Genomic DNA, 26,884 nt, shown 5'->3' on the forward strand with positions numbered 1-26,884 from the left:
TTATTCAAAGTAATTGCATACAACGTCTCGTATAAGAAATGTAGGGCAGGTGATAAGCGATACGTTTCGAATTGATACTAAGTCAAATATAAATATTTTGCTTTTATCATTTTTCGTAAACGCCAAATTTTATATTTGGCGACTTAGCAAATAAACGCGAACCTTTCGGTTAAGCCCAAAAGCCCTATGTTTTCTTATACATTGTTGGCAAATCGTTTTTATTATTCCGATTGAGTAAGCTTCTCCTATACTGGTTTGGTTGTTTTTCTATTATCTTAGCTTTCTGTTTTTAATTATATATGTCTCAATTTTTAGTAATAAAATCATCTAATGATATTCTACCAAGTCAAATAGACTTTGTGATAAATTTTATATCATCTCTTGGTAATAATATTCATTTTTTTGATTTAAATGAATATTCTTTACACAACGTCATTAATAATAATGAAAGTCCTTTGGTCTATACTCATATTTATATAATGGCTCATGGTAATGACGAAGTTTTTAGTAATAACGATAGTATTACACACACTTGGTTAGATTTAGCAAAACTCATAAATGATTCTGGAAATTTCCACGATGATACAATATTAATACTTAAAGCCTGTGATGGTGGAAATATAAATGTGGCAAAAACCATTTTCCAAAATTGTGATAAAATAAAATACATTTACGGTTTAAATGGCGAACAACAAAATTTCGATGTATTCTTTAGCTCAATTCTTTTCATCTACTATATATTTTGGAAAGAAAAAACTGTTGAGAAATCTACGGAGTTGTCAAATAAAGCCTCTGAATTAAATGCAGTATGTTTTGACAGAGACAATTTTGAACTCAATTAATTATTGTTGACAAATCACTTTTTTTAATCGTAAACCTTTTTAAATTCCATTTCGTTTTCCCAGCAATCATAAAATTCAGACTCGCAAATTAGTTTAAATCTAAATTCCGTCAATTCTCCATAATAACTTAGGAGACTTTTTGAAATTCCAACAGAAGTTTCTTCTTTTGGTTTTTGAGATGGTTTATAAACTTTATTTCTAGTTGTTTCATATAATTCTCTTTCTCCAATCTTAAACTCGATTGTATCCTCAACTAATTTAAAGTCTAATAACGGATTTCCATAATGTGAAACTCCATGTTCGCCGCTGCTTTCAGTTCCAAAGTAGAATCCAACTAATTTTGCATCAACGGTATCAATGAAAATAAAGTGATTTTCTTCTTTATTGTCTGTTTTAAATTCATAGACGCCAATTAATTCATAGTCATCTGAATTTAGGTTTTTATTTGAAGGTTTTTTATGTTCTTTCCATACTTGTATAGAATTCCATGCAGCAAGGTGAGAAGCTATGTGTTTTGGGAAAATATATGATATAAAAATATATATGATCACTAGAACCCCAATTATTTTTAATATTCTTCTCATCTAATGTTTGCCAACGTTTAATATATGTGTCGTAGCAAGGCAAAATGTTACCAAGCCATCGACTTTTTCTGCGCATTGATTGCTAACTTTTCTATTCGGCTTGCATTGCGCCTTACCAAATATAAAGGAACCATTCGATTCATCACTTAGCTGCTATGATCACATATATAGTGTTGTGCAACGTTTTTGTTATTACTCTTTTACTTTCAATTTGTTAAATGAACTGACTCTAATTTGGTCTTGTTTTCTTAAAATTTGAAAAGCTGTAAAAGGTACAAAAAGACACGCTCCAAATACAAATGTCAAATCTAAGATTTGAGGAGTATCCATTAAATTCTTTGTAAAATAACCAGTGATCAAAATTCCAATTATAAAAATAAAAATTGCTACGATTAAAGTCAGGTTTGATTTTTTAGCATATACATCATTGATATGCAATTCAGTTGTGTTTTTACACTTTTCACAGCCGATTTGTTTAGTTTTTCCTTCTTTCATCGCAAACTGGACTCTAGTCCGAGTCTTTGTCCTGAATTCCAATTCAGTACTACAAGTTTTACATTGTCCGTATACTTTCATTATTTATATTGATGTTGCACAACGTTTAATGTATGATTTCGTAGCGGAACAATCAACAACTAATATTCCGCAACTGCCCAAAGTTAGTAAACCTGCGTGAAATTCCGTTAGGAATTTCCGCCGCTATGAATTATACATGGTGTTATGCGCCGGCTTTTTTGTTAGCCTAGACTTTGCAAATATCTCCAAGCAAAGCGATGATTGCTTACGAACCACTTGCGAACTAATTTTTCTAATTCCTGCGATCGCTTTGCGAATTTGGGTTGAGCAATAACTCTCTCAAAATTGCGATGACCTTTATTCCATCCGAATCGGGGAGGAGCTCAAACTTTTGAATCAGTAAAAATCTTTGAAAAAATACTCAGGTCTTTCGTCCGTGGCTTGTCAGTTTATCGTTCTGCTTACGTTTTGTTTTTCAGAATTCAGATGCTGGCGCATAACGCCAAATATATGAATCGGAGCAAGGCAAGTATGCCTGAACCAATCGATTTATCTGCGCATTTTTATTTCTTATTAAACTTATAAAAATTTAGCGCCATCCCAAAAAGTAAATGACCTTTCGATCTAGCACTAAATTGCTCTGATTTCATATATAATGTTAGCATACGTTAATTTAATTCAGATATTTTTTTGAATTCCATTCGGTTTTCCCAGCAATCATTAAATTCAGATATGCAATTCAAGATAAATTTATTTTTAATAATCTCTCCACTATATTTTAGTGTACTTCTTGAAATTCCAATTGATTCTTGATTTTCGAGTTTTTGACCGGGTTTGTATACCTTGTTTCTAGTAGATTCATATAATTCTCGGATGCCAATTTCGAAATCTATTTTATTATTTTCAAAATTCACATTTTCTATCGGATTTCCATAATGGGAAATTCCGTGTTCACCAGAGCTTTCTGTTCCAAAATAAAATCCAATTAATTTATTGTCCTCAATATCTAAGTACAATTGATGATTTTCTCTTTTGTTTGGTGTTTCATATTCATAAATCCCAGCTAATTCGGGATTTAATTTTGAGATTTTGGTATTTGATACTTCTGTTTTTCTTTCAGAGTTACAGCTTATAAAGCACAATATTAAAATTATACTAAGGATTTTATTCATAAATGTATGCTAACGGTTAATATATGTGTCGTAGCAGGGCAAAATGTTACCTTGCTTTTTGATTTTTATGGGCATTGGTTGCTAGCTTTTCCATTCTGCAAGCATTGCGCCTTGCCAAAAATACAACAACCATTCGATTAATCACCTAACTGCTATGATCACATATATCGTGTTACCAGCTGGTTCTTTTATACTTAGCCGTTCTCCTCATTTTTCCATTTCCAAGGTCAAGATAAAATATAACGGCTTTGTTTTTTATTTTACAATTCCAGACAAGGTCAGTCTTATTTCCGTTTCGATATTCCGTCAGAGTATAATATTCACCACTTTTAGTTATTTTTCCCAAGGATTTTTCCGTTTTCCATTTTTTATATTCTTTCCATTGTTTCTTATCTCCACATCCGTAACTGTTTAATTCATAGTCAGAATTGGGTTTGATAATTAATTCAGTTACTTGATAACAATAGGTTGGTCCGTTAGATACTCCTTTAACATAATAAGTTTTCTCCGTAGTTTGTCCAATTAAACTTACGCTTACTATATTCAATAATATTATTAGAGTGACTTTTTTCAAATTTCAGTAATACTTGCTGGTAACGCCAAATATATGAATCGGAGCAAGGCAAGCAAGCCTATACCAATCGATCTATCTGCGCATTTTTATTTCTTGTTTAATTTATAAAAATCTAGCGCCACTGCAAAAAGGAAATTACCTTTCGATCTAGCCCTAAATTGCTCTGATTTCATATATAATGTTACCATTAGTTTTTTTCTTCTGTAATACATTTTCCATATGCAGATTTAGCATTTTTAAATTCAGGAATGTATCGTTTCTTAAAACTACTTTTAGGATAGCGTTTATCAATTTCTATTTTAAAATCATTAAATTCAGGTAATTCAAATAAATAAAATGCTTTACCATTGAATTTTGGCATATTTTCTACATATTTTTTGGCTCTTGAGCAATTATCTGGGAAACGATGTGTAGAATAAGATGTAACTTGATTTCCAACGTGTCGCATAGCAGTTAAAAAGAGAATTGCTTTTTCAGTATCATCGTCAAGATTTAGATTTTCCAAGTCAATGTTTGTTTCAGCTAAATCCATTGGTTTTCGCTTATTCAAAACATCAATAAAAATGGTACTATAATAAAAAGCTAAAAGTTCATTTTTTGTGGGAAGCTTTTTAATTGAATTCTTAATGACTTTTTTTGGTGCTAGTTTTCTTAGTCCGACGTGTGGTCCGTTAAACGCATTCCATTGCAATTTAACACTTAAATAATGGGCAACTAGAGTGTTATTAGTCGGTTTTTTTAAAAAAATATCAGATGTTATGTTGTTTTGTTTTTTCCTTATTTCTGCGAAAAAAAGTTTAATTTCTTCTAGTTCAATAACATCAAATTCCTGATTATCTGAAGTCTCATTTTTTTCCCAAATAGCGCTAATATATTTGGGAATGATTTCGTTGTATTCCACTTTATTTTGTCCGAAAGTACAATTTACTAAAAGGAATATTATTACAAATATTTTAATTTTCATTAGGTATAATTAATGGTAACGTTTAATATATGTGTCGTAGCTGTGCAAAATGTTACCTTGCCAACGACAAAACTGCGCAGATTTTATAACTTTTTACTCTAAAATCTTTGCGCCATAACAAATATACAAGAACCTTTAGGTTGTCACTTAACCGCTATGATCACATACTTGGTGTTGGCAGTAGTTTTTACTTATGCATAAACTTGCTAAATATGATACTGGATTCCAAATTTTTTTCTCCGATTTTTTCTCCGCATTTATTATAACTGATAGCCTTTCCGTTATCAGAATTTTTATTTATCCGATATTCAATTATTTCATTCCCTTCTATTTTGAGTCGATTAAAGATTTTGAACCTCCAAGTATCTCCTGACTCTATAGATTTAGTAACTCGTTGCAATATTATATTTGAATCAGAATCTAGAATACGGTCAATAGTTTTTATTTTTTTATCGTGTGTTTCGAAGAACAAAATTCTTTTCAATTTTTCTTGAACTTCTGTTTTTAAAAAAACGTCAAATTGCTCACAATCCTCTACTGAATTTAATTTAGGATTATTTTGAGAGAATCCATAAAAACTCAATATGAGTAGAAATAAAAGTGTAAATATTTTTTTCATTTTTTAATTACTGCCAACGATTAATGTATGGTTTATAGCGGGCAAGTACAAAACTTTGATTCCGCAATAACCCAAATATAGCAAACACACGTGAAATTCCGTTAGGAATTTCCGCCGCTATGAACTATACATCTTGTTATGCGCCGGCTTTTTATTCAGCCGAAACTTTGCAAAGATGCTTTAAACAAAGCGATGATTGCTTGCGAACCACTTGCGAGCAGCTTTTTCAGATTCCCGCGATCGCTTTGTGACTTTGGGTTTGGCAATGACTATCACAAAATTACGATGGTCTTTATTCCGTCAGCTGTAGATAGTAGCGAACCTTTGGATCATTAAAATTCTTTACAAAAATACTCAGGTCTTTGATCTGGCGCTTGTCAGTTTTTGAGTGTTGCTTGCGATTTTCTTTTCAGAACTCAGATGCTGGCGCATAACGCCAAATATATGAATCGGAGCATGGCAAGAAAGCCAGAACCAATCGATTTGTCGGCGCATTTTTATTTCTTAGTTAATTTATAAAAATCTAGCGCCATTGCAAAAAGGAAATGACCTTTCGATTTAGAGCTAAACTTTGCTCTGATTTCATATATAATGTTAGACACAGGCTATTTTTCCCATATCTTCCGTATTAATTTGATTATTGGTAGTTTGCCAGAAGAGTTTTTTTTCTCTTCGTTAGGCTCATCATTAATGGTAACCTTTTTGTAATTTTTCTCAATATAATCCCATTCATCCATATCAGGTTGTTTTAAGTCTGATCCACCTCTATGGGGATGTTGAACATAATCTTCGGGAGGTTTTGGTAAACTTTCTTTGCAAGTATCTGAACAAACATTTACTAACAAAGGAACTATATCGGTAGCTACACCTAATGTTATCCAATATTGACTATTGTCGATAAAAGACATTTCTCTTTTACAAATACTACAGTTAATTATATCAGAAGTGTATTTTACAGGATTATGATTTAATCTAGGGAATCCCTTTCTGTTTTTATAGTTCCCGTATAATGCTCTAGTACTTATTCTACTGTCTTTTAAATTTTTACAATTTGTTATTTCATAAGGAAGCCAATTTAAATTGTAAGAACCGTAAGGATCAAAATATTCAAGAGATTCCATTTCTCCAATTTCAGGAGGTATTCTTTTTAAGTTACTTCCATAAAGCCCGATTTTTTTAACTCTTTCGAGTTTGGATATAGATTTTGGAAGCGTATATATTTGAGAGAATAATTCATCACCTAGATATTCTCTGGGAACAAATTCATCAGATCCGTTTTTAGCGATCAGTTCAACATATTCACATAATTTTTGCCAAGCGACAGAATCTCTATTTTGAATATTATTTGGAATTTTGGAGATTGTATTAGTCATATTATTTGCGCTTGTGTCTAACGTTTAATATATGTGTCGTAGCAGGGCAAAATGTTACCTTGCTTATTGATTTTTCTTGCGCATTGGTTGCTAACTTTTCTTCATTGCAAGCATTGCGCCTTACCAAAAATACAACAACCATTCGATTGATCACTTTGCTGCTATGATCACATATATGGTGTTACAGCACGTTTTTTGTTTTTAGAATACGTTGCGCAGCAGTTTTTGCTTCATTCACATATCCGCTATTTTCGTCCGCAATACTTTTCAATTCCGATTCAGGTTTTGATTTGAACTTTAGTTGGTAACTTTTAATCAGTTTTTCCGTTTCCATATTTTTGTCAGCTAACTCTTGTTCAGTTAATTCTTTTTTAGGAAACATTTCGTTTAATTGCTTTTTATTCAAGGCAAGAAATGTAATTAACAAAGCTAAAAAGATTGGGTTGAAGTTAATAGGACCGATACTAAATATAATGTTCGAATAATAAATGTCAATTAAGTTTATAATCCCAAGTATCAATGTCAATCCGAATATATAAACAAACAATTTTTTATTCTTGAAATAAAGCATTGTTGAGATTCCAATTAGAGTTATTCCCAGATAATGCTTATAATTCAGTATATAATCCGTTAGAAAGGTAATTCCAATAGAGTAGAGTAGGAGAAGTATGCAAATCAGTAATGGAATTATTTCTTTTTTCATCATATGTGCTGTAACGTTTAATGTATAGTTTCGTAGCGGACAAACTCGCAAGAAATGTTCCGCACTGGCCCAAAGATAGCAAATGCGCGTGAAATTCCGTTAGGAATTTCCGCCGCTATGAACTTATACATTTTGTTATGCTCTGGCTTTTTATAGAGCCTTTACTTTGCAAAGTAGCCTGGCAAAGCGATAATTGCTTGCGAGATCTTTGCGTTCTGCTTTTCTAATTCTCGCGATTGCTTTGCTGCCATTGGATTATGCCAAACCACCCCAAGTTCGCTGCCGCGTACAGCGTCCGAATCGGGGAGGAGCTTAAACTTTTGAATTGGTAAAAACCTTTGAAAAAATACTCAGTTCTTTGCAGCGTAGCCCGTCCGTTTAGAGTTTGCTTGCGTATTGCTTTTCAGACTCTGTTTTCGATGTTGTTGCTGGCGCCTAACGCCAAATATATGAATCGGAGCAAGGCAAACACACCTGAACCAATTGATCTATCTGCGCATTTTTATTTCTCGTTTAATTTATAAAAATATAGCGCCTTTGCAAAAAGGAAATGACCTTTTAATCTAGCACTAAATTGCTCTGATTTTATATATGATGTTACCACAAGTTTTTTATCAAATTCATTACTTTTTTTTCAGGTTGTTGATATGAGCTATATATCATTAATTATTTTATTAATAAAATTCATTATTCTTTCTGCATTGAATATGGCAGCAATAATAACAAATATCAACCCTATTACATACGGGTTTAAAAATATTCTCCGTAATAAAGATTCTTTTTCAGTCTCTTGATTTAGTTCCTGATAGTTGTTTTTTACATTCACATCACTAAAATCACTTTTTGAAGATTGTATTCCATTATTATCTCCACCAATGAAATTTTCAATATTTATATTTGGTTGACTATTTAAGTTTTCAGCAGGTAACATTCTGAGTAGAGTTCCACTAATAATTTCTATTCGTTCATTTTTCTTAAGTTTACTTCTTAGAATATCTAATACTTCATTAAACTGCCTTTTTTCGTTGTCAGTTAATCCAAGCTTACTTCTCAAAGTGTGTAGTTGAAACTCCTCATAATTTTCAACATTGTCAAAAATCAATTTTAGAAATTTTTCTACCACTGGTTCTTTGCCATCAGGAAATTCGGCAGGAGTATATTGATTTATTTTGATTGGCACCTTCTTATTTTAAGATTTGTGGTAACGTCTCTTGTATGTTGCGTTTGCTTCCCGAAGGGAGCATATGCAATATACAAATTGTTAGGTGCTTTTTATTTTATCGTTCACTAATTCGGTTGCGGTTTTAGCAAAGGATTTAGTAATCAGTTTCAATTCCTTTTTTTCCAACTGGTTAGTTATTTGATGATAATCTTTTAAGAAATCCTCTACAACATCTTTATTAAACATCCCCAATACGCTTCCGAAATCCTTTTGAGAAACTTCTCCAATTTTACTGATAACATTATTCAATCTGTTTTCAGTCACATAGGTTAGAATGGCTTCTTGAAGCTTAACTACTTTATCAGAAAGTTCATCTTCCAATTTTATGGATTTGTGATATTTTTTGTTTTCAGACCATTTCTCATTCTTGTTCTTAAGAATAACTCGAACACCATTATTGAAATGTCTTGTTTTTATTGGTTTAATGACTACTCCCTCGACAATGTTTGGAACTAATTCAGGAAGATTAAATTCCTTAGGTAACGTTGAATTAAAATCGTTAGGATAATTCATGCATTCGTTGATATTTCCTCTAAACACAGTTTTTGCGTGAAGCAAATTTTGTTTTTCAAAATGTTCATTAGACACATCAACATTTAAATAGATTTCTGAATTGATTAAGATATCAAAAGCGTAAAAGTGATTTTTAGGACTATAAAAGATGCCTTTTTGAACAATTATTGATTTTTTATCACTTTCAACTTCTTTATGAGGATAATCTCCACCAATTATTTCTCCAAAAATTGTTAGTTGTTTTAAGTCCTCAAATTCATTTTTTAAGTCTAACCAAATGTTTTTAAGCTTAGGTTCTATTTGTTTTAGAATCAAATCATGATTATAGAATTTTTCATCGTTGGATATTTGGTCAGTTCTTTTTGCAGAAAAAAAGTCTTCCCCATTTGTTGTCCAATAACTTAGATTGGCTCCATGAACTTTCTCTTGAACAATAAACTCATCATTCCAAAATCCATGACCTTTAATTCTATCTAAAAATTCGTCACGGTATGTGTTTTCTATGGAAGTATATTTTTTAAACATTTATTTCTTCTAATTGCACCTAACGTCTCTTGTATGGTGCGTTTGCTTCCCGAAGGGAGTATATGCATTATACAAATTGTTGTAAAACGTTTTTACTTGTTTAATTTATTCCATTCTTGCCAAGTTAAGAATGTCTCCTCTTTTTTTTCGTCGAACACAATCCATCCACCAGCTTTATTAGATAATTCTCTCAAATTATTTATCATTTTTTCGGTAAAAACAAGTGTGCCGTATTCTTTTATTTTGTTATTCATTGCATTCCAAAGTGCAAACTCCAATTTATCCATCCATCCAGCGGTGTATGCTAATTCAGATAGTTCACTCATATACTCAGCAAGTTTTAATTGTTCTTTATTTAAATCTTCCAGCATTATATTAATTCAGTTTAGCTTTTAACTTATCCCAAAAGGTGATTTTTTCGTTTGATTCACCATCTTTTGTGAATTTTATTTTATTCCAATGTTTGTCTAAATCCTTAACGGTCTTTATTCTTAAACCTTTGATATTTATTTCGGCTAAACCTGTTATTAAATCGTCCGACATATTTTTATAGAGAGCAATATTTTCTTTTTCAACGTCACTAATTTCAACATCTTTAATTTTTGAACTAAATTCAGATGAGAGCCTTTTCCATAGTTCAGCGTCTTTATAGTCTGAATTATAACAGATTATTGGTTTTTCGTTGTCTCTTTTGTTTACGAACTGAATAATTTCCGCAAACATTTTGGTTTTCTGATTTACATTTAAATCCGTTTTTGTCAAATCATCAAAGTGAATTCTAATTCCATCTATCCAAGTAGAACTTAATTCATATTCTTTTCCATCCAGCTTATATATAATTCCTTCGCCCCTAAAACCGAATTTAATATGAGAAAAGTCGTTTGTGTTATCTCTTGACATTAGTTTTTAGAATGTTTTACAACGTTTAATATATGTGTCGTAGCAGGGCAAAATGTTACCTTGCTTTTCGATTTTTCTGCGCATTGGTTGCTAGCTTTTTCTTTTTGCAAGTATTGCGCCTTCATAAATATACAACAACCATTCGATTGATCACTTTACTGCTATGATCACATATATCGTGTTGTGCAACGTTTTTTATTCTTCTTTTACTTTCAATTTGTTAAAAGAACGGACTCTATTTTGATCTTGTTTTTTCAAAATTTGGAAAGCCGTAAAGGGTATAAAAAGACACGCTCCAAATACAAATGCTAAATCTAAGATTTGAGGGGAATCAATTAAATTCTTTGTAAAATAACCTGTGATCAAAATTCCAATTACGAAAATCAAAATTGCCACAATTAAAGTCAGATTTGATTTTTTAGTATAAACATCATTGATATGCAATTCAGTTGTGTTTTTACACTTTTTACAATCAATTTGTTTAATTTTCCCTTCTTTCATTGAAAATTGTACTCTAGTTCGAGCCTTTGTCCTAAATTCCAATTCGGTATCACAAGTTTTACATTGTCCGTATACTTTCATTTATTCAGATTGATGTTGCACAACGCCAAATATATGAATCGGAGCAAGGCAAGCAAGCCTGAACCAATTGATTTATCTGCGCATTTTTTTTCTTGTTTAACTTATAAAAAATTTAGTACCACTGCAAAAAGGAAATGACCTTTCGATCCAGCATTAAACTTTTGCTCTGATTTCATATATGATGTTACAGGCAGGCTTTTAACAAGACGTCCAATACCTGAATCTTATTAATTTTCCGTTTTTGATTTCAAGTATTATTCCATCATCGGTTTTTTCGTGTAGAACAGTAAACAGTCCGCTTAATTGTCCTTTATCCATTCGGTTTTTAATTTGACTACCAAATATTTCAGAAAGTTTTTCCAATTCCGTTTCACAGTTCAATATATGTTTTCCATAAGTTAATCCCACAGAGTTGTCATTTTCAAAATCAATTTTCTCAATTAAGTATTTTGCTTTTTTATTTCCAGTAAATCTTACTTTTTCATAGTCAAGAGAAAAATATTTGCCTCCTTGCCAATCTGCGGATAATCCGCCGCAATCATAGTTTGGTTCAAATTCTCGATTTGGATTTCCAAGCTTTCCGATAATTTTTGACTTAGAAGAAAAAAAGTTTAGTTCTTTGAATTGAAACTTGTCAAAATCTAAAGTTTGTCCAAAACTTAGTTGACAGGGTAAAATTAGTATTAGGATGTAAATTATTCTCATTTGTAATTATGCTTGCCTGTAACGTTTAATATATGTGTCGTAGCAGGGCAAAATGTTACCTTGCTTTTTGAATTTTCTGCGCATTGGTTGCTAACTTTAACTTTTTGCAAGCATTGCGCCTTACCAAATATACAAGAACCATTCGATTGATCACTTAACTGCTATGATCACATATATAGTGTTACAGCACGTACTTTTTATTTTAGGATTCCGTTTACGTTTTGTTCCGTAATCCTTAGTTTTTCGTCACGATTCCGTTGTGAATCTTCATAAAACACTTCCAATTATTTATCTGAGTACTGTCCGTTTAGAGTTCAGATTGCGTATTGCTTTTCAGATTTCCATTCCGTTAGTTTTTCAATTCGGCGCACATTTTTCCGCGATTTTAGATTCCGTTCATTTTCGTACTGCTTGCGTAATTTTCCGCCCTCAAATTCCATTCTGGATTATGTGCTGTAACGTTTAATGTATAATTTCGTAGCGGGCAAACTCGCAAGTAATGCTCCGCACTGACACGAAGATAGCAAACGCGCGTGAAATTCCGTTAGGAATTTCCGCCGCTATGAACTTATACATTTTGTTATGCGCCGGCTTTTTTATTCAGCCGGGACTTTGCAAAATTGCCTTAAGCAAAGCGATGATTGCTTGCGAACTGCTTTTTCCAATTCCCGCGATCGCTTTGCGACTTTGGATTGGACGATAACTCTCACAAAAAATCACTAGCCCAAATTCCGTCCGAATCGGGGAGGAGCTCCAACTTTTGAATCGGTAAAAATCTTTAAAAAAAATACTCAGACCTTTCCTCCGTAGCCCGTCCGTTTACGTTCTACATTGCGTTTTGCTTTTCAGACCTCCGATGCTGGCGCCTAACGTTTTATATATGTGTCGTAGCAGGGCAAAATGTTACCTTGCTTTTCGATTTTTCTGCGTATTGGTTGCTAACTTTTCCTTTTTGCAAGCATTGCGCCATTGCAAAAATACAAGAACCATTCGATTGATCACTTAACTGCTATGATCACATATATCGTGTTGGCAGTAGTTTTATTTTGTAATAAACTTGGCTAATATAAGATTAGATTTCATATCCTTTTCCCTGATTTTTTCTCCACATCTATTATAACTAATGGCTTTTCCGTTATCAGATTTTCTATTTATGAGATATTCAACTATTTCATTTCCTTCTATTTTGAGTCGGTTAAAGATTTCGAACCTCCAAGTATCACCTGACTCAATGGATTTAGTCACTCGTTGTAATATTATATTAGAATCAGAATCTATAATTCTGTCAGTAGTTTTTATTTTTTTATTGTGCGTTGAAAAGAATAGAATTCTTCTCGATTTTTCTTGAACTTCTGTTTTTAAATAAATATCAGATTGCACACAACTTTCCATTGAATTTAATTCAGGATTATTTTGCGAGAATCCACAAAAATGAAATATGAGAAGAAATGATATTGTATGTATAATTTTCATTTTGAATTACTGCCAACGTTAAATATATGGCAAGTGGGGCAGAAAACAAGCAATTATTTTCGGTTTAACCACAAGCCAAATCTTTTTATTTTGTTTTAATTTTTCTCTTTTAATACCAAATCAAAAGATTTGGCGACTTAGCAAATAGACAATAACTTTTAGGTGAAACACTAATCGCCCTATTTGCTATATATAGTGTTGTACACCGTAATTATTTAATGACTAATCGAAGTATAAATATTATATTCCTTTAGTATTTTATTATTACTCCAGTCAATTTCCAACACTTGATATGACCTACTAACATTAGGGTGCTTTTTAGGAAACTGAAACTTCCAGGACATTGTGTTATTTCCTTTATCATATATCAAATCCACATCATAGTCAGTTGAATTTAGAGTTTTCTTTTCCGCCCATTTCATTGCTTTTTTCTCAATTTCAGTACGCTCGACAAAATCGTTTACTTTTCCGAACCATTTTCGAGGCCAGTTGCAGTCAATAATTTGTCCATATTCATCCATATCCACTTTGAGAGGATAATTAATGATTCCGATATCAGGTTTTACAAGTTTAAAAACAAACTGATACTTTGTTATAATCCAGCCTCTATCAAATGCATTTGGATTCTCCTTAAAGTATCCCGCTAAATCAGAAACATATCCATCTTTGAAGAGTGCGTTAGCATATAACTCGTCTAAAATTATTTTAAGATAGTTGTCAAGATTAAATCGAATATTCTCGGGTACTTTTTTCAAGTCGGTTATATATTCACTGTATTGTTTATCTCCTATTAATGATGATAAATCAATAATTTCAGTATTTACAATTATCTTTTCTTGTGAAAAAGATGTGAAACTAAAAATTAATAAAATAATTGCTGTTAATGTTTTTCTCAATAGTTTCGTCTTTATGGTGTACAACAATTGTATATAGTTACAAAAGGTAACTATATTTCTTTTTTATCAGGAGCTAATTTAATAAATCTTTTACCCCCGTAAAGCTTTTTATAGCTACATGAGTGTAAATTTCTGTGGTTGTACTGGATTTATGACCCAATAAAGCTTGTATATATCTTAAATCAGTTCCTTCTTCTAACAAATGTGTTGCAAAACTATGACGAAGCATATGTGGATGTACTTTTTTCTTAATACTTGCTTTTTGAGAAGCCTTCTTAATAACTTTTAAGATACTAGATGCACTATAGCGGTGACCAGGTGTAGGTCCTTCGAATAAATATATTCTAGGCTTATAAGCTTTATAATATTCTCTTAAACTGATTAAAACACTTTTATTGAGTACCGTATATCGATCATGATTTCCTTTGGCCTGTTGTAGTTTAATAAGTAGTCTTTTGCTATCAATATCTTCAATTTTGAGATTTAATAGTTCACTTCTTCGTAATCCAGAAGAATATAGCATACTTATGATACACTTATGTTTAAGATTTGTGGTTACCTCAATCATTTTTATGATGTCTTCTTTTGCCAGTATATCGGGTAATCTTTTTTCCTTTATAGGCCTCTCTATACTGTAAAACCTATTTGGCATTCCTAAAACAACCTCATAATAAAATTTAATGCTATTAATAGACTGGTTAATACAACTGTTAGAGTTTTGTTTCCGAATTAGATATTGTATGTATTCTCTTATTTCTTTTTCTGATATTTCAATCAAAGAGAAGTGACTATAATAATTTATGAATTTTTCAAAATGAGATATATACACTTTACAAGTGTTAAAGGCATATTTCTTTAACTCTAATTTGGTAAGATATGCCTCTGGAACATATTTAAATGTAGTTACTTTAGTTCTTTTACGATAACCATTCATATCTGTAGGTTGGTTATTTCGTATAGGTTTATCTTTAAAAAAATGACTTCCATTAATCCATACCACGCCTTTAAATTTTTCAAAGATTAGGTCAAGGTTTTTCTTGGTATTCTTAATGTAAACCATCTCAAATTCTTTACTCCATCTGGGTTGGGGGAGCTCTTTGACTAATGCCTGTATTACTTTATCAGGATAGAATTGTAATCCAATCATTTTTTGATGATTAATTAATAGATGTTTTAATGTTATGTATTTAGAAGGTTTCATCGATCTAAAATGAATAAAAAGATGTACATAATAGTGTATTATTCGAATAGTATTCGTATAATATACTATTAAATGAAAAAGTAATGAGTGACTGTCTCTATTGTAATACAGAAATAACCGGAAGATCTGATAAAAAATATTGTTCGGTGCATTGTAAATCTGCACATCAATATCAAAAACGAAAGCAGGAAGAACAGCAATATTACAAAATTGATAAACAGCTTAAGATTAATCGAAAAATCTTGAAAGCATATAACAAATCCGGTTTGTCGACAGTTCGGAAAGAGAAACTTATAAGCGAAGGTTTCGACCCAAAGTATTTTACGCATTATTGGAAAAACAAAAAAGGGCAAGTTTATTTATTTTGTTATGAATATGGGTTTTTAAAACTACAGGATAACCAAAAAGAGAAGTATCTTTTAGTACAATGGCAAGAGTATATGGATAACTGATTTATTCTAAATATAACGTTTTCCCTTTTTTGTGTACCCATTACGTTAAGGGTAGTAGTCCTACGGCAAGCTCAGGATAAGCTCAATCTTTTTTGTACAGTATCCTGAGGTTATCGAGGAATACCATATAAAAAAGTGTCAGTTCGAGTGTTTTGTCGTAATAAAATGGAGATAAAATGTATCGAGAACGGCTTTTTAAAACTAAAACCCTATTCTAGATACACTTCTCTTAAAGTCGAAGCACTCAAATTGACGGGTTTTGTTTAAAAAATATAAAAAGGCACAACAGGTAAAATTAGCATTTTTCACTAACCACTAACCACTAACCACTAACCACTAACCACTAACCACTAACCACTAACCACTAACCACTAACCACTAACCACTAACCACTAACCACTAACCACTAACCACTAACCACTAACTAATATAATTCCAGATGTTTTTATGTTTTGCCATTTGTTGATAGGTGTACAGCAATACTTTGTTTTTTTCTTCAGCTAGTACAGGATCCTCATTTAGGATTTTCATAGCATAGTACCTGGCCGTTTTTAAGATATCATTGTCTCTTACGATATCGGCTATTTTTAGATTCAATACACCACTTTGTTGAGTGCCCATAATATCACCAGGACCACGTAGTTTTAGGTCCACTTCGGCGATATCAAATCCATCATTGGTGCGTACCATAGTTTCTAATCGGGTTTTACTATCTGCAGAGAGTTTAAAACTAGTCATCAAGATGCAATAACTTTGTTCTGCACCACGACCCACACGACCTCTTAACTGATGTAATTGTGATAACCCGAATCGTTCTGCACTCTCTATAATCATTACACTGGCATTAGGCACATTAACACCAACCTCGATCACAGTGGTAGCGACCATGATATTGGTTTCTCCTTTTACAAACCGCTCCATCTCATAGTCTTTATCTGCCGGTTTCATTTTACCATGCACAATAGAAATTTGATAATCGGGAGTAGGGAAGGAGCGCGCAATACTTTCATACCCGTCCATAAGATCCTTATAATCCATAGCTTCAGATTCTTGTATCAAAGGATAAACGATATAAATTTGTCTTCCTTTTTGAATTTCATCAGCAATAAATTTAAATACCTTCAGCCGGTTACTATCATATCGATGTACCGTTTTTATGGCTTTTCTTCCCGGTGGTAGCTCATCTATAATCGAAATATCCAGATCACCATACAAACTCATGGCTAATGTTCTTGGGATAGGAGTGGCTGTCATCACCAAAATATGAGGTGGATAGGTGTTTTTGTGCCATAGTTTTGCCCGTTGTGCTACACCAAATCGATGTTGCTCATCGATAATGGCTAATCCCAGATTTTTAAACTGCACTTTATCTTCTAGAAGTGCATGAGTACCGATTAGAATATGTAATGTTCCATCCTCTAATTCTTGATGGATTTCTCGTCGCTCTTTGGCGGTAGAGCTTCCCATTAGCAATTTTACCTTAACATCCAGGTCTTTTGTCAATTCTGTGATACCTTGGTAGTGTTGATTAGCCAATATTGCTGTTGGTGCCATTAAACAGGCCTGAAACCCATTATCTATGGCTAATAGCATCGTCATTAGCCCAACAATCGTTTTACCCGAACCAACATCACCTTGCAATAATCGGTTCATCTGTGCACTGCTGCCAATATCATTTCTAATCTCTTTAATCACCCTTTTTTGAGCGTTGGTAAGTTCAAATGGTAAATGATTTTTGTAGAAATTATTGAAATGCTCCCCAACTTCGGTAAAAGGAAAACCTTTGATCTTTTGTTTTCGGATTAATTTTTTGGTAATGAGCTGAAGCTGAATATAAAATAGTTCTTCAAACTTAAGTCGATATTGAGATTTGGCTAACAATTCCTGGCTCTTCGGGAAATGAATATTAAAAACGGCTTCGCTTTTTGAAATCAATTTTAATTCATCTAAAATTTCTTTAGATAATGTATCATAAAAACGCACTTTGGTTTCTACAAACAATTGCTGCATCATCTTCATCATCACACGATTCGTAATTCCTTTATTAGAAAGCTTCTCTGTCGAAGGATACACCGGTTGCATGGCTGTTCTTAGATTGCCTTTATGTTCATCAAGCAGCTCCATCTCAGGATGTGGCATACTAAACCCATTGTAGTACTTTGTTTTTCCGAAAATTACATACGGGGTGTTCAACTTTAGGTTTTCTCTAATCCATTTTTGTCCTCTAAACCAAACCAGTTCCATTTCGCCAGTATCATCTATAAACTTGGCTACTAGTCGCTTTCCTTTTTTTTGCTCAACCGTTTTGATATTTACAATCTTACCAATGATTTGTACTTCGGAAGAATTTCGTTGTAATTGATTGATAGTGTAGTACTGCGTTTTATCCAGATATCGATTCGGAAATAGATTAACAAGGTCTTGATAGGTATGAATTCCTAACTCCGAACGAAGCAAAGAAGCACGCGAAGGACCTACGCCTTTAAGATAATCTATCGGGGTTTGTAAAATATTAGGATTCATTAGGACGAATATAGTACTTATTAGAAAATAGTTCAACCTGGTTTTGCCACATTAGTAGTCTAAAATCGTTATTTTGGCAGAACATTTGATTACATCAGAACATGCGAATTAGTATATACATATTTTTCAGTTTCATTTTCTTCGGAAGCACGGCACAACAAATAGATTCGGTAGACTTTTTAAAGGGTCGGGTTAATATTACTGTTAATGCCAAAGATAAAGCAGTAATGGGTACAGTGAAGTATACGTTTAAGATTCTTCAACCTACTACGTCTGTTTTTATTGATGCACAAAAGATGCAAATCAAGAACATAATGTTAGATGGAAAGAAAACTGACTTTAAATATGATGATAAGAAAATTATTGTCGATTCAGATTTTAAAACCAATACTGATCATAATGTTGCTATAGAATATGCAGCATCACCAAAAAAAGCAATGTATTTTGTACAGGACTATCAAGGCAAAGATCAAGTATGGACCCAAGGACAAGGAAAATATACCTCTAATTGGTTACCTAGTTTTGATGACATGAATGAAAAAGTAGAGTTCGATCTTACTATTAATTATACCAAAGGTTTTGAAGTAATTGCTAACGGAAAGTTATTAAAATCTGAAACCGTTAATGATTCTATACAACGGTGGCAGTATGATATGCAACATCCTATGAGTAGCTACCTTCTTGCATTAGCGATTGGTAACTATGAAAAAGTAGTAGAAACTTCTGCGAGCGGGATTCCGTTAGAAATGTATTATTATCCAGCCGATAAGAATAAGTTTGAGTCGACTTACAAGTATAGTAAAAAGATATTCGACTTTTTAGAGGCAGAAATTGGTTTTTCTTTTCCTTGGCAGAATTATAAACAAATCCCGGTGAAAGATTTTTTATATGCCGGTATGGAGAATACAGGAACTACCATTTTTTCTGATGCTTTTGTAGTTGATGAAACGGCTTATATTGATCGTAATTATATTAATGTTAATGCCCATGAGTTGGCGCATCAATGGTTTGGAGATCTCGTTACAGAAACTGAAGGAACACACCACTGGCTGCAAGAAGGGTTTGCAACGTATTATGCGCTATTGGCAGAAAAAGAGATTTTTGGAGAGGATTATTTTCTATATAAGTTATATGAAAGTGCAGAACAACTTACAGCGCTTTCAAAAACACCAAATGCAACCTCATTACTGGATCCTAAGGCTAGTTCTTTAACCTTTTACCAAAGAGGAGCATGGGCAATACATGCCCTAAGAAATTTAATAGGGGATACGAGTTTTAAAATCACTGTGCACAATTTTCTAGAGAATCATAAATTCAGGAATGCTAATACAGATGACTTTATTGCGGTGGCTACAACAGTGAGTGGCAAAGATTTGACCGAGTATAAAAAAACATGGTTAGAGAATGTACAGTTTCCTTCAGAAGAAGCGTTGGGGATCCTTACAAAATCTTCATTTATTAAAGAATATTTGACTTTGGCCAAAGAGCGAACGCAACCTATGGCTGGTAAATGGCAAATTTTGGCTAAAGCATTGGATTCACCAACGAATGATTACCTGGGGCAGGAAGCGATTTATCAACTAGAAGGAAAAACTTCTCCAGAGGCTATTGCATTATATGACAAAGGATTTGCCAGTGCTAATATATTTGTACGTCAGTCTATAGCGAATACATTGAGTACCATTCCTACTGATTTAAAAGAAGAATATGAATCATTATTACAAGATTCATCGTATGCGACCATAGAACCAGCATTGTATCATTTATGGGCAAGTTTTCCCGAAAATCGAAAAGAATACCTCGAGACTACCAAAGAGATCATTGGCTTTAGTGATCGTAATGTGAGAGTGCTTTGGTTAGTTTTGGCATTAAGTACCCAGGACTATCAAACCGATAAACATCAAAAGTTTTTTAATGAGCTTTCTGGGTATACCTCTCCAAAATATCATTTTAGCGTAAGAGAAAATGCGTTTTCTTATTTAGAAAGTTTGCAAGCTTTTTCCGACCAATCATTAGTGGATCTTGTTCATGGGGCGACACACCATAATTGGCGTTTTAGGAGTTCCTGTAGAAAAATTCTCGATAAACTACTAAAAGATGAAAAATATAAAAAGAAATATGTAGTTTTAAAGGATAATTTACCGAAGAATCAACAAGATTTTTTACAAAAAAAATTAACCCCATAGTAAAAATATATGCGTGCATTGGTAATTTCCGGAGGAGGAAGTAAAGGAGCATACGCCGGTGGCGTAGCTCAATATTTAATGAATGAAGCTGGTCGAAAATATGACTTGTTTCTAGGGACTTCTACCGGTAGTCTTTTGGTGCCTCAGCTTGCCTTAGGTAATATAGGTAAGATGTATGATATCTACACCAATGTGAATCAACATACAATTTTTAATGTAAACCCATTTGTGGTTCGTAAGAAAGGAAATCGTGAGTTTGTTTCTATTAACTTTTTTGCGTCCTTATGGCAATTTATTAAAAAGAAGCGCACTTTTGGTGAAAGTAAAAATCTTAGAAACTCTATACGAAAGAATTTCTCTGAAGCCGAATTTAGATTAGCACGCAGAAAATCTGCCGATGTAGTGGTTACCGTTTCTAACCTTACCAAAAATAGAACAGAATATAAGTCTATTAATGATTTTTCATACGAAGACTTTTGTGATTGGATCTGGATATCTTGTAACTATGTGCCTTTTATGAGCTTAGTGACCAAGAATGAATGCGAATATGCCGATGGGGGATTTGGGTGCATGGTTCCCATACGCGAAGCTATACGAAGAGGAGCGACCGAAGTTGATGCTATTATCCTGGAATCTGAGAATATGGAGCATAATAAAATCTTGGGAAAAAACCCATTTTCACTAATGGTCAATCTGTTTGGGTATATGTTGGATCAGGTTGAAGGGCATGATACTATTGTAGGTAAATTGGCGGCAATTAATAAGAATGTACCTTTAAATTTGTACTATACTCCATCAAAATTAACCGAAAACTCCTTGATTTTTGACAAAAAATTGATGGGTAATTGGTGGCGACAAGGATTTATGTATGCCGCTCGAAAAGCAAAACAAGCCGAAGAAAATAAACTAAAAGATATTGATATGGCGGGGTAGGTTGTTTAATTAATAAAATATACCTTACTAATCTTATTGTTTTCTATGTGATAAATGGCAACTGCCTCAACCGCTCTATCCTTAAAGGTGACATGCTCTTTGTCAATTACAATATTGCCTTGTACGATTCTTTCTTTTAATTCACAATGTAAACCAACCGCGACTTCAAACATTTTAGAATATCTCTTCCTCATGGTTTCTTTACCTTTATATTGTAATTTGTTAGAATATGTATATACCTCAACATCCTCGGCATAAGGTTCTAAAAAGGCTTCGATATTTCTAAAATTATAAGCATTTAACTGGCGTTGTACCAAATCTGAAGGCATGTCTTGAATAAGCTCATCGGGATTGAAAACAATGCCTTTGTTCACTACACGATAGACAGTAGTTATGTTTTCAATATTTTCAATTGGATTTTTATCTAAAATGACCAGGTTGGCTTTTTTGCCAATACTTACGGTCCCAAATTCATTCTCTTTGTTAAGGATTTTTGCTCCATTGATAGTTGAAGCTTGGATAATTTGCCAAGTACTCATTCCGCTTTTTTGCATAGCTTTCAATTCTGCTAAATAAGACGAAGCGTGCAGAGTACCAATATTTCCAGCATCTGTTCCGGTGGCAATTAAGACACCGGCATCGGATAGTATTTTTAGATTCATCATTTTGATAGAATCTAATTTCTTAAAACGTGCGAGATTCTTTTTCGAAGTAGCACTTTTTTTGTATCGATTTACCAGAAGGGTATCTGATATATGTTTTAAATCCAATAATGAACCTAATTGATATGGGTCTGATTTTAGTAGTTCATGATTGCCAAAATCAAGTTTTTGTCCAAAGGTGTTAATATAACCACCTTGAACAACTAAAGTAGGGCAAATAATGGTTTTGTTTTTCTTTAAAAGTTGTACAAAATCATCTTTCAAAATTTCATCCTCAATACTGTGTACTAAAAAGTCACATCCGTTTTCTACGGCAAGTTGCGCAGTAATTCTTTCGGTTGCATGAACAGTAACTTTTAAATTGTTTTTATGAGCTTCATCTATTATGGCTTTAATAATAGGTAGATTTTTGCGTGCACTAGCTTCTATTCCAGAACCATCTCGAGAGGTGATATACCAAATTTTAATAAAATCTGGATGATAAGGCAATTGTTTTTGTACCATAGCAACCCCATCTTCAACGGTTTTTACCAAGCTAAAAGGTGTATCATCTTTTAGATCTTTATATACTGCAGGCTCGTAAGTGGTCAATAAAGGACCAGTCATATAAATGGAAGGTGAATAATCTTTATCCTTAAATTGTTCTTTTCGTTTTAAAAAATTAACAGAGGATCCCACATCGATTACATTGGTGATACCATTTTGCAGGTATCTACGCAATACGTTATCCATATTTTGATGAGATAAATCGATCTCCTTTTGATACGGCATTTCATTGCGCAGATCAATAATATCTGGACGAGCATATAATCCTCCATTTTGAAAAAAGTGTATGTGGGCATCAGTTAATCCAGGTACTACATATCTTCCATTGCCATTGATTACATTGGCATTATCAGGAACTATAGTTTTTTTGTCATGTTGTATTGCTGTGATTAAACCATTTTTGATGCCTATAGTTTGATGAGGAGTTAAACTTTGTTCTTCTACATCTACTATAGTCACATTTCTAATATATGTTTGTGACAAAAGAGTGAAAGAAAAGCTTAGTATGAATAAAAATGAGAGGAAGAGCTTAGTTTTCATATTGATTTTAACTTATTTTCTTAAATTATTGGTAGTTGTTTTGTAAACTATTTTTGTTTGATAATTGATATATAGTGTATATGGGACCTCTTAAGGTGATATAGTGTGTTTAAATGTTTTGTAATTTATATATTTTAATTTCAACGTCTCGAATATGAGTAGTTACAAAGGTTAGTACTTAACTTTACGAATAGACATTAAGTGAAAATTCTATAAGAATTTTCAGAAATCGAAAAACCAAGCAATTATTTATAATCATTGTAGGCCGGGTTTTTAGTTATTTGGAGATATATTATAAATGACTTTCGAAATTTTTAACGCTCCTTTTATTTTTTCGAATACAAACAAATTTTTAGTTTTAAATTCAAATGGTTTTTCGCCATTACTTGGATTAAAAGTACCTGTCACCATTCCTCTCATTAAAATCTTATTCCCTAGCGGTTCTATCTCTACAATTTGATGTTTCATTTCAGTAGTACCGTACTTTCTTTGCTCTTCCAAATAGTGTTTAAGGTCTTCTTTGTTAGTGATCACAGGGTTATTTGGGGCCATGTGAACTATATCATTTGAATAAACATTTAATTGTTCTTTCACTTCAATGTGATTATCATCCAGAACTTTTAAAAGTTTCGTAATTTCTTTTTTAAGAGTATCATTTTTATTCAAATCGAGACGTACAAAATTTCCTTCATAAAATAAGCCGGTTGGCTCATCATTAGCGTTAAATTGTACTGACTTCATATGATATTCATTTTCATTAAGCCATTTGTAATTATAAATCCGGTACGTTCCTGCTGGTTCTCCTTCGAAAATAAGTTTTAATTGTACATCTCCATTCTCATGTATTGTTCCACTTCCATTACCGGCTCTAATTGTTCCAAAGCTAGATAAATGATGAACTTCTTTTGTATTTGGGTTGTAAGACCAGAAAATATGTCCATTGGGTTCTGGGCCGTCTATAATCGATAAAAGACTATTGTTCGTATTCATTTGCTTTGATACCGTATGATGCTTTGGAATTTTTATTGTTTCGGTTCCATTTCCCCAATTGTGTGTCCAGATATCATCTTTTAGAGCCCACTCACCAATAAACTTTCCAAAAGGGTTTTTTGAAATATCGGTAGCATTTCTGCCATTTAGTTCAAATTGAATTGATTCGGTTTGAGAATTTATTTTTGTAAAAATAAAAACGAAGAGTAGAGGTAAGATGGTCTTAATAATTTTCATAGTCTATTTCTATTGTGTATTGAGTTCAAAGTCTCGTATAAGAAACGTAGGGCAGGTGATAAGCAATACGTTTCGAACTGGTATTAAGCCAAATTTAAATATTTTACTTTTATCATTTTTAGTAAATGCCCACCGAAGGACTACAATTACCAAAATATAAAATAAAAATGAACTGTAAATTTCACATTTGGCAACTTTGTAAAGAATCACAGATCTTTTGATTAAGCCCTAAAGCTCTATGTTTTCTTATACATTGTTAGCTACTGTTATTTTTTTAATTCCAATATAAGTCAATCCTATTCCAAAAATGAATAACAACCAATAAATGAAATTGTAATTCAGCCCATAACTCCATTCATAATAGGATTTTCCATAAGACACTAATAGCAACCAACTTAAATTAGCCAAAAAGTGTAGGATTATTGTATAAAATATGTTTCTAGTTTTTTTATAGATGAGGCAGGCTATAATACCAAATATAAATGTTGGTATCAAGTTTCGATAGCTGGGTAGATGAATGATAGAGAAACAAATACTCGAAACAAGTATTGAAACATTAGATGAGTATTTTTTTAATAGTTCTCCGAATAAAAACTTTCGAAAGAAAAGTTCCTCGAATATTGGTGCAATTATCAGAACTGATATTCCACGATAAAAAACTGACAAGTTTGAACTTTTGGAAAATTCGAATGGTTTTAATTCTGCACCACTCAAATAGTCATAAATTTTACTAAAATCAAACAATGGTCTGTCAAAGAACTCAAGTCCAATGGTTATTGCTATTAAATAGAATAGAAATTTAGGTTTGATAACTTTCACTTTGTCGATTCCTTTATTATAGTCGAATACAGCTTTGAACGACAAATAGAAAACTATAAAATATGCTATTACTGTAGTTAAGCATCCTGTAATTCCGAAATAATGTATTAGGTGATTATCTGAACTTAATGAATCAGTTGCTTTTGGTTCTACAAATTCATAAAGCCCTAAAGAAATTAATACTTCTAATCCCATTAATAAGGCTGTAAGTAAAATTGCTTTAAGGATGTTCATTTATAATTGTAGCTAACGTTTAATATATGTATCGTATCCAGGCAAAATGTTACCTAGCTTTTCGATTTTTCTGCGCATTGATTGCTAACTTTTCCTCGCTGCAAGCATTGCGCCTTGCCAAAATTACAATAACCATTCGATTCATCATTTATCTGCTATGATCCCATATATAGTGTTGTAATGCGTTTTTCTTTGCTACATTCCATCTTCTCTTTCCGAAAGCCAATCTTTATATTTTGCTTTTAAATTGTTCCTTTTTTCCTGATTGTCGACTATTATATCCATTCCGCCATCATAAGGAGCTAAAATACAATTCCTTTTCGGACAGATAAAAATTGCTCTAAATTCATCATCCACGATCTTTTTCAACATCTCATTTTGAGAATTCTTCCTCCAATTATCTGGTTTGATATAAATGTTATAAAAATCATCAGGATCATATTCCTCAGGATATATTTTATGGAGTTCGACTGTTTTACATTTTACAAATTGACCAAAATCGGAGAATTCCTTTAAGAATCCATCCTTTTGTTCGATTTCATATTGTCCAATCAAAATTATAATATCTGCATTTTCTCCCATTAATTTGAGAAATAATTCATTTTGTCTTTCAAGAATTATTTGGTAATCTTCTTCAGATTCAGCGTATCTTTTTGATTCGGGCAAACTATGAATTCGTAACCATCTATTCTGATAAATACTTCTTAGTTTATATCCAATTGGATTAGATTCAGGATAATTGGTGTTCCAATATTTATTGAATTCGATATAGTTCATTGGATGTGTTACAACTTTTAGTGTATAATTAGTTGCGAGAAAGTACGCAAGTATTTTCCGCCGTTGCTAAAGATAATTAATGAAGGTGAATTTCCGATAAGGAAATTCCGCCGCAATAAATTCATACACTGTGTTACCCATAGTTTTTTATTTATAACAGATCAGTTTAATTCCATTATCATCAATATCAAGAAAGAACTGACCAACTTTATCTATCAGATCTTTAATTTCTGTCAAATCTTGTTCAAGTTGCTTGTCAGAGTTAACAACTTTTGGAAAGACTAGATATTCAATTTCCTTGAAGACCAACCAACAACCAAATGAATTATGACCTTCGAATCCATTTTGCCAATAGTCAAACCCATAAGTTGTGCCCTCAGTCAGGTATAATTCTCCAATTTGGTTTTTTTGGACTTTTTTAAATTCAATTTTTTTAATCTTGGAAGCATTATCAACAAGGGTATCTATGAGTCGAACCCATTTTGAGTTTGACATAAGATGCTCGGAGAATCTTGAGACAGCTTTCTCAATTTCCCGGTCGAGTTGCTCATCGTACTTTTTAGCTTTTTTAGTCCTCATTGTAATTATGGGTAACAAGTTTATAATAGCAATTGCCATTAT

The 26,884-nt window shown here is 32.5% G+C and carries 27 protein-coding genes; 4 read left to right on the forward strand and 23 right to left on the reverse strand.

Annotated elements, in window-relative coordinates:
• Nucleotides 1–299 precede the first annotated feature (299 nt).
• A complete protein-coding gene (locus ABW637_RS20150) occupies nt 300–842 on the forward strand; it encodes a DUF8616 domain-containing protein (protein ID WP_367586529.1) in 543 nt (180 codons plus the stop codon).
• Nucleotides 843–865: 23 nt separating this feature from the next.
• On the opposite strand, the gene ABW637_RS20155 is transcribed toward ABW637_RS20150, so the two are convergent.
• The 17 genes from ABW637_RS20155 to ABW637_RS20235 all read right to left on the reverse strand — a co-directional run bounded on the left by ABW637_RS20155 (nt 866) and on the right by ABW637_RS20235 (nt 15,310).
• Nucleotides 866–1,426, reverse strand: a complete 561-nt coding sequence (locus ABW637_RS20155; RefSeq protein ID WP_367586530.1) for a hypothetical protein — start codon at nt 1,424–1,426, stop codon at nt 866–868.
• Between the two features lie 192 nt (nt 1,427–1,618).
• The gene (locus ABW637_RS20160; RefSeq protein WP_367586531.1) at nt 1,619–1,921 is read right to left on the reverse strand and encodes a hypothetical protein; all 303 of its coding nucleotides are present in this window, start codon (nt 1,919–1,921) and stop codon (nt 1,619–1,621) included.
• Between the two features lie 689 nt (nt 1,922–2,610).
• A complete protein-coding gene (locus ABW637_RS20165) occupies nt 2,611–3,114 on the reverse strand; it encodes a hypothetical protein (protein WP_367586532.1) in 504 nt (167 codons plus the stop codon).
• Between the two features lie 172 nt (nt 3,115–3,286).
• A complete protein-coding gene (locus ABW637_RS20170) occupies nt 3,287–3,688 on the reverse strand; it encodes a hypothetical protein (protein WP_367586533.1) in 402 nt (133 codons plus the stop codon).
• Nucleotides 3,689–3,875: 187 nt separating this feature from the next.
• Entirely contained in the window at nt 3,876–4,652 is a 777-nt protein-coding gene (locus ABW637_RS20175; protein WP_367586534.1) for a hypothetical protein, read from the reverse strand.
• A 187-nt stretch (nt 4,653–4,839) separates the two neighbouring features.
• A complete protein-coding gene (locus ABW637_RS20180; RefSeq protein WP_367586535.1) occupies nt 4,840–5,271 on the reverse strand; it encodes a hypothetical protein in 432 nt (143 codons plus the stop codon).
• A 605-nt stretch (nt 5,272–5,876) separates the two neighbouring features.
• Nucleotides 5,877–6,644, reverse strand: coding sequence for a hypothetical protein (locus tag ABW637_RS20185; RefSeq protein ID WP_367586536.1), 768 nt, complete (start codon nt 6,642–6,644; stop codon nt 5,877–5,879).
• 181 nt (nt 6,645–6,825) lie between these two features.
• The gene (locus ABW637_RS20190) at nt 6,826–7,350 is read right to left on the reverse strand and encodes a hypothetical protein (RefSeq protein ID WP_367586537.1); all 525 of its coding nucleotides are present in this window, start codon (nt 7,348–7,350) and stop codon (nt 6,826–6,828) included.
• Nucleotides 7,351–7,999: 649 nt separating this feature from the next.
• Nucleotides 8,000–8,527, reverse strand: coding sequence for a hypothetical protein (locus ABW637_RS20195; RefSeq protein WP_367586538.1), 528 nt, complete (start codon nt 8,525–8,527; stop codon nt 8,000–8,002).
• 81 nt (nt 8,528–8,608) lie between these two features.
• On the reverse strand, nt 8,609–9,607 hold the full coding sequence (locus ABW637_RS20200; RefSeq protein ID WP_367586539.1) for an RNA ligase, Rnl2 family: 999 nt from the start codon (nt 9,605–9,607) through the stop codon (nt 8,609–8,611).
• A gap of 92 nt (nt 9,608–9,699) precedes the next feature.
• Entirely contained in the window at nt 9,700–9,933 is a 234-nt protein-coding gene (locus ABW637_RS20205; protein ID WP_367586540.1) for a hypothetical protein, read from the reverse strand.
• Between the two features lie 49 nt (nt 9,934–9,982).
• Nucleotides 9,983–10,507 carry a hypothetical protein gene (locus tag ABW637_RS20210; protein ID WP_367586541.1) on the reverse strand — a complete coding sequence of 175 codons (525 nt, stop codon included), beginning with the start codon at nt 10,505–10,507 and terminating at the stop codon, nt 9,983–9,985.
• Between the two features lie 195 nt (nt 10,508–10,702).
• Nucleotides 10,703–11,089 carry a hypothetical protein gene (locus ABW637_RS20215; RefSeq protein ID WP_367586542.1) on the reverse strand — a complete coding sequence of 129 codons (387 nt, stop codon included), beginning with the start codon at nt 11,087–11,089 and terminating at the stop codon, nt 10,703–10,705.
• A 198-nt stretch (nt 11,090–11,287) separates the two neighbouring features.
• Nucleotides 11,288–11,794, reverse strand: coding sequence for a hypothetical protein (locus ABW637_RS20220; protein ID WP_367586543.1), 507 nt, complete (start codon nt 11,792–11,794; stop codon nt 11,288–11,290).
• A 1,041-nt stretch (nt 11,795–12,835) separates the two neighbouring features.
• Entirely contained in the window at nt 12,836–13,267 is a 432-nt protein-coding gene (locus tag ABW637_RS20225; RefSeq protein ID WP_367586544.1) for a hypothetical protein, read from the reverse strand.
• Between the two features lie 215 nt (nt 13,268–13,482).
• Entirely contained in the window at nt 13,483–14,163 is a 681-nt protein-coding gene (locus ABW637_RS20230) for a hypothetical protein (RefSeq protein ID WP_367586545.1), read from the reverse strand.
• A gap of 73 nt (nt 14,164–14,236) precedes the next feature.
• Nucleotides 14,237–15,310: a tyrosine-type recombinase/integrase gene (locus ABW637_RS20235; RefSeq protein WP_367586546.1), complete on the reverse strand. Its 1,074-nt coding sequence runs from the start codon at nt 15,308–15,310 to the stop codon at nt 14,237–14,239.
• A 137-nt stretch (nt 15,311–15,447) separates the two neighbouring features.
• Here ABW637_RS20235 and ABW637_RS20240 point away from each other — a divergent pair, with 137 nt between their 5' ends.
• Nucleotides 15,448–15,816 carry a hypothetical protein gene (locus ABW637_RS20240; protein WP_367586547.1) on the forward strand — a complete coding sequence of 123 codons (369 nt, stop codon included), beginning with the start codon at nt 15,448–15,450 and terminating at the stop codon, nt 15,814–15,816.
• A 420-nt stretch (nt 15,817–16,236) separates the two neighbouring features.
• Here ABW637_RS20240 and recG read toward each other — a convergent pair whose 3' ends face one another.
• The gene (gene recG, locus ABW637_RS20245) at nt 16,237–18,339 is read right to left on the reverse strand and encodes an ATP-dependent DNA helicase RecG (protein WP_367586548.1); all 2,103 of its coding nucleotides are present in this window, start codon (nt 18,337–18,339) and stop codon (nt 16,237–16,239) included.
• Nucleotides 18,340–18,440: 101 nt separating this feature from the next.
• Between recG and ABW637_RS20250 the strand changes: the two genes are divergently transcribed.
• Both ABW637_RS20250 and ABW637_RS20255 read left to right on the forward strand, forming a co-directional pair.
• Nucleotides 18,441–20,525: a M1 family metallopeptidase gene (locus ABW637_RS20250; RefSeq protein WP_367586549.1), complete on the forward strand. Its 2,085-nt coding sequence runs from the start codon at nt 18,441–18,443 to the stop codon at nt 20,523–20,525.
• 9 nt (nt 20,526–20,534) lie between these two features.
• The gene (locus ABW637_RS20255; protein WP_367586550.1) at nt 20,535–21,458 is read left to right on the forward strand and encodes a patatin-like phospholipase family protein; all 924 of its coding nucleotides are present in this window, start codon (nt 20,535–20,537) and stop codon (nt 21,456–21,458) included.
• 5 nt (nt 21,459–21,463) lie between these two features.
• On the opposite strand, the gene ABW637_RS20260 is transcribed toward ABW637_RS20255, so the two are convergent.
• The 5 genes from ABW637_RS20260 to ABW637_RS20280 form a co-directional block, all read right to left on the reverse strand.
• A complete protein-coding gene (locus tag ABW637_RS20260) occupies nt 21,464–23,206 on the reverse strand; it encodes an amidohydrolase family protein (RefSeq protein ID WP_367586551.1) in 1,743 nt (580 codons plus the stop codon).
• Nucleotides 23,207–23,479: 273 nt separating this feature from the next.
• Nucleotides 23,480–24,433, reverse strand: a complete 954-nt coding sequence (locus ABW637_RS20265; protein ID WP_367586552.1) for a nuclear transport factor 2 family protein — start codon at nt 24,431–24,433, stop codon at nt 23,480–23,482.
• A gap of 246 nt (nt 24,434–24,679) precedes the next feature.
• Nucleotides 24,680–25,486, reverse strand: coding sequence for a CPBP family intramembrane glutamic endopeptidase (locus ABW637_RS20270; protein WP_367586553.1), 807 nt, complete (start codon nt 25,484–25,486; stop codon nt 24,680–24,682).
• Nucleotides 25,487–25,681: 195 nt separating this feature from the next.
• Nucleotides 25,682–26,263, reverse strand: a complete 582-nt coding sequence (locus tag ABW637_RS20275; RefSeq protein ID WP_367586554.1) for a DUF3885 domain-containing protein — start codon at nt 26,261–26,263, stop codon at nt 25,682–25,684.
• 147 nt (nt 26,264–26,410) lie between these two features.
• Nucleotides 26,411–26,881 carry a hypothetical protein gene (locus ABW637_RS20280; protein WP_367586555.1) on the reverse strand — a complete coding sequence of 157 codons (471 nt, stop codon included), beginning with the start codon at nt 26,879–26,881 and terminating at the stop codon, nt 26,411–26,413.
• Between the last annotated feature and the right edge of the window lie 3 nt (nt 26,882–26,884).

The sequence above is a fragment of the Aquimarina penaris genome (genome assembly GCF_040786285.1).
Lineage (GTDB): Bacteria > Bacteroidota > Bacteroidia > Flavobacteriales > Flavobacteriaceae > Aquimarina.